This is a genomic window from Photobacterium sp. OFAV2-7 (genome assembly GCF_022347985.1).
Classification (GTDB): domain Bacteria; phylum Pseudomonadota; class Gammaproteobacteria; order Enterobacterales; family Vibrionaceae; genus Photobacterium.
Genome location: NZ_JAKRFQ010000379.1, coordinates 1 through 4,657 on the forward strand (window position 1 = coordinate 1; position 4,657 = coordinate 4,657).

Consider the following 4,657-nt stretch of genomic DNA (forward strand, 5'->3'; position numbering starts at 1 on the left):
CCATGGCTGAGAAAATTGTTGTTCTTGATGGTGGTTATGTTTCTCAGGTTGGTAAACCGCTTGAACTCTACCACTACCCGCAGAACCGTTTTGTTGCAGGGTTTATCGGCTCACCGAAAATGAACTTCATGAGTGTGAACGTTGAGCAGGTCGAAGATGAGCGTGTAATGGTCCAGTTGGGCGACGGTAACACGTTCTGGATCCCGGTTGACGGCAGCACTGTTAACAAGGGTGATCGTATGTCACTAGGTATTCGCCCAGAGCACCTGGTACCTTGCGAAGAAGGTGATATCTGTGTCGAAGGTAAGATACAGGTCATCGAAAAACTTGGCTACGAGACTCAGGCTTACTTGCATCTTGAGCACATGGATGCTGACTTTATCTATCGCCGTCCGGATACTCTCGATCTCGAAGCGGGTGATAAGTTTAAGGTTGGTATCCCTGCCCACCGCTGCCACCTGTTCCACAGTGACGGTAAAGCTTGTCGCCGCCTATACAAAGAGCCTGGTGTATAAGCAAACTCTTTCCCCCTAGACAAAAGCGCTGTTAAATTCTAACAGCGCTTTTTTTGTATCTACCAATTTCCCAGACTAAGCAATTGTTGGAGCCCGCGATGACGTTACTCACCAGCCCTTTCGATGCCCGAATAAAAAGTTATGATCCTGATCGCCTGATCTTGCTAGAAGAGTTTGACATGCCGCAGCTCAACCGCCGCCGACTTGTACGCATTTACCTGCCTGAAGATTACGCGACCAGCGGTAAGCATTACCCGGTTATCTACATGCATGACGGCCAGAATATCTTCGAGCCGGAACTTTGTATTTCAGGTATGAGCTGGCAGGTTGGCGAGCAACTCGATCATATGCAGGCAAACAATGAAACGAATGGCGTCATCATTGTCGCCGTTGATAACAGCCCGCTTCATGACGGCCTCGGACGAATGAATGAATACTCTCCATGGCCCTGTGAGCTGGATTCTGAGCTCAATGGATGGAATGACATCAAACTCACACTCGGCGGCGAAGGAGAAGCCTATAGCTCGTTTATCGCTGACACCCTCAAACCCTATATCGACCAGCATTACCGTACCCGAAAAGAGAGGGAGCATACGACGGTTGCCGGCAGCTCTATGGGCGGGCTGATCAGCTTATATATTGCCCTGCGCTACCAACACAGTTTTGCCAATGCCGGTGTATTTTCACCAGCGTTCTGGTTTGCCGATAAGCCAATGACAAACTTTATCCAGCAAACCGATATCTTGTTCCCGCTGAACATCTACATGGATATCGGCACCGAAGAAACCAGCGACCACTCTATTGCCGTATTTCCCTCTGTCTACCTTAACGGTGCCAAGCGTATCCACCAACTGCTGGGAGACAAAAGCAACATGCTAAGCTGTAGCCTTTCTGTTGAAAAAGATGCCGTGCACAGTGAAAGTGCCTGGGCAAGGCGTTTCCCTGATATGGTAAAACAACTTTACGCTCGCTAGACCAGAGGCTTTTCAGCTGTAGTTTGGTGGAGGGGAACCCGCTTCACACCTAAACTTAAACAGTCAGGGATGTTGATACCGCAAAGCACCCGCACATCAATAGAAGTCCGGTACAATTAACACCCGGCCCATAGAAGCACGCAGTAAGGATATCTGGATGTATCTTTGATGGAGGATCATTACATGAGCAGCCACGACAGAATTGAAGATATCGAGCAGCTAATCTACATGGCTTACCAGGAAGGCAATTACCAGGAGGCAAAAGCGCTTGAAGCTAAAATTAAAAAGCTCAAGGGAAACTCACAACTCTACGACGATAACGAGCCCTATTCAATAGAAGGAAAAGTGTTTATCGATGAGTAAACAATGACATATCCGGTTTTCCAAGCGATGCCATGTACCTTATGCGTACCAGTTACCCATAGCTAGGCTAGATACCCTTACCGGTATGATTAATTCAAAAAAAGACGCTGCTCTTTGAGCAGCGTCTTGTCATTTAGCCTTATACATCAACTAGAACTATGCTTGATGGTTCCGGGACAGGTGACTAGTCTCCTGCCTTGGCAAGACCGCTCTCCTCGACGTATTTCTGTAGTACATGCTGACCTTTTAGCACTGGAAACTCGAGCGTGAGATCTGGCGTTGCGAACTGCAGCTGGCCCATTTGATCCTGGTAGCTAGGCTGAACACAAACCAGTGCGATATGTTTGCCGTTTACTTCGGCTTCAATGGCTAATGGATCAAAACGAACAGTAACTGGCTCCTCCCCCAGCTCTAGTTCAAGCAGGTACTTAGCCTTATTCTCAGCCGTTAAGATCAGCTCAAGTAATTCACCTGATGCATGTGCGTAGCTCAACTTGTAGCTCTCTACGCCCCTTTTGGTACGATCAATCGCGACATTCAGCGTGTTATCAGTACCAAAGCGCAATAACGCATGAGCTGAGTGCCACGCCGACGGCAGACAAGGTGACAGTGTCACCCTATCAGCCATTAAATTCGGAGCAAAGCCCATATAATCCTGATAGCCATTACGGGTAAACTCCGAAACAGACCATGCCTGTGCATAGGTACCTGTTGTCGTCACTTTGCCTTCACCATCCAGAAAGGCATCCAGGTTCTCGCTCATCGCCCCACGGTTGCCGATAGACAAGATCTGACACGACAAATCTTTGGTCAGTTGGTAAGCGAAATCCGCATAGCCGTAAGCCACCAGGCTTGAGACAGTAAAGCCCGCATTCCAGCCCCAAATCGTGCCGTTATGATAGGCCGCATCCTTGTGGTATTCCTCACGGTTAGCGTGATAAGGGTGAAAATCCGGATCATATTGCGAGAGTGACGTGATCCCCCACGGGAACAGCAGTTCACTTACCGCATTCTTCACCACTTTCGCCCCGGTTGTTTTATCAACCAGGCCACCATCAAACGGTACGGTCAGGGTCATTAGCTGGTTAGGGCGTACCTGCAAATCGCGGCTGTCATCTTCACGTAGGCGATCCGCCAGCTGCTCTTTGCTCTCATCCCAGAACATTGCCTGGAAGCTAGACTGCACCTTGTCGGCAAGAGTGCGATAATGTAGTGCCGATGCCGAATCATCATTCAGCCTTGCCAACTCAACAGCCACTTTCAGGCTGGTATACCACAATGCCTGGATATCGTTGGCACGATTACCCCGCGCAGACCACGGCAATTTACCCTCCAGCTTGGCATCCATCCAGGTGTCAGGATCCCTATGGGTCATCAAGCCGTGCTCATCAAGGTAGTTTTTCTCGATACCGTCGATATAGGTTTGGACCACCGGATAAATCGACTTGGCATACTCAAGATCACCACTGTACCTCAGATAATCCCACACCTCTCTCACCATCCAAGGCGTACCATCTGTGGTGTTGTAGATCATATTGGTCAGGCTGGTTACCCGGTTCGGGATCCGGCCATAGTTGATACTCTGTTCGTCCGTCAATTGCATTGAGGCAAAGTTATCGATGATAGTTTTTGCATCATCAAAATCCCCGTTAACCAGGGTAATACCCGGCAACGCAATAAAGGAATCGCGTCCCCAACAGTCTTTGAACCAAGGTAAGCCGGCCCAGATCCCTTTGCCAAACTCATTGGAAACAAACACCTTACCAGATGCCTTTGCCCACATCAGTGCTCGGTTGTACTCAAGATCCGATGTCCACAAATAAGATTGGGTCAGCATGTCATAAACTTGCTGCTGATGACGGGTGAAGCCGTCTTCTGCCAGTAGTTCATTAGCCTGAGCAACCGCCTCTTCTTCCGTTTCGGCAAATGCCAGAAAAAGCGTCAGGCAGGTCTCTTCCTCAAGTGTTTCAATCACAGGCTTAACATGACTGCCGCTTAGGTGCACAACATCGTTCAAAGCCGGAAGATCGGCAAACGCTGACTCCTTGAACCGGAAAGGCCGGTTGGCACTTAAAGCGATAAATGACGGGGTGTTTTCCTGTCGAAGGGCCGGGTCAAGTGCGTATACAACGCCATTATCAAAACGGGTAACCGTCGAAGCATTTATAGCAAGATTCAATTGCGGAGCAATCGACAGCGTTGCCGCATGCTCTGAGGAGACATTGATTACCGCTCCACGCTGCTGAGTCAACAGCATAAAGGTGTCCGAAACCTCATTATTGTAATGATGAGTCACGCCATAAGGGAAAATCTCCGCTTCGGGTGCTGCGTTTTTGTCATTAATCTTGCCGTCGACAAAAGATGCAAACGTCCCCAGATACCACCCTTGTTTATGACGGTACTTCCCGGCTGCCACAAACCCATGGGTAACACCTTCAAAGTAACCATCAACATTATCACCAAAGACAAACGGAACACTGCTATCAGCGGTAATAGCCAGTTGTTCGAACAATGCGTCGGGTGCCAAGACTGGCTCGGGCTTAGGCTGTAATGAACCCGATTCTGCCACGATAGAAAAATCGGCCTGGACCAAATCACGACTCGGCTCAGCATCTCGATTTTCGCCGCCCAATGCAATCAGCAAAGAAGGCTCACCTGCAGTCACCGTCAACGTGACAGTATAAAGGCCGGTCTCAGGAGCCAGGAATGATAGATCATTGCCGATCCCTTTGGCTGCAATTAACGGCTGAGACTGATCAACAAAGCATGATACAGCCTTGTATTTATCAGCAGAAAAAGTCAGCT

Annotated in this window: 4 protein-coding genes; 3 read left to right on the top strand and 1 reads right to left on the bottom strand. The window is 49.0% G+C overall.

The window, feature by feature from the left end; genetic code table 11:
• The 3 genes from MHN01_RS17130 to MHN01_RS17140 form a co-directional block, all read left to right on the top strand.
• The coding region (locus tag MHN01_RS17130) for a TOBE domain-containing protein (protein WP_239412451.1) at positions 1-515 on the top strand (515 nt) is incomplete at its 5' end.
• Positions 516-613: 98 nt separating this feature from the next.
• Positions 614-1,489, top strand: coding sequence for an alpha/beta hydrolase (locus tag MHN01_RS17135; protein ID WP_239412452.1), 876 nt, complete (start codon positions 614-616; stop codon positions 1,487-1,489).
• Positions 1,490-1,672: 183 nt separating this feature from the next.
• Positions 1,673-1,852, top strand: coding sequence for a hypothetical protein (locus tag MHN01_RS17140; RefSeq protein ID WP_239412453.1), 180 nt, complete (start codon positions 1,673-1,675; stop codon positions 1,850-1,852).
• Positions 1,853-2,036: 184 nt separating this feature from the next.
• Here the strand turns inward: MHN01_RS17140 and MHN01_RS17145 are convergent.
• On the bottom strand, positions 2,037-4,657 hold a 2,621-nt coding region (locus MHN01_RS17145), incomplete at its 5' end, for an amylo-alpha-1,6-glucosidase (RefSeq protein WP_239412454.1).

Bases quoted from the DNA above. Each gene is read 5' to 3' on its own strand.
- MHN01_RS17135 (WP_239412452.1), top strand. From the start codon at position 614: ATGACGTTACTCACCAGCCCTTTCGATGCCCGAATAAAAAGTTATGAT.
- MHN01_RS17140 (WP_239412453.1), top strand. From the start codon at position 1,673: ATGAGCAGCCACGACAGAATTGAAGATATCGAGCAGCTAATCTACATG.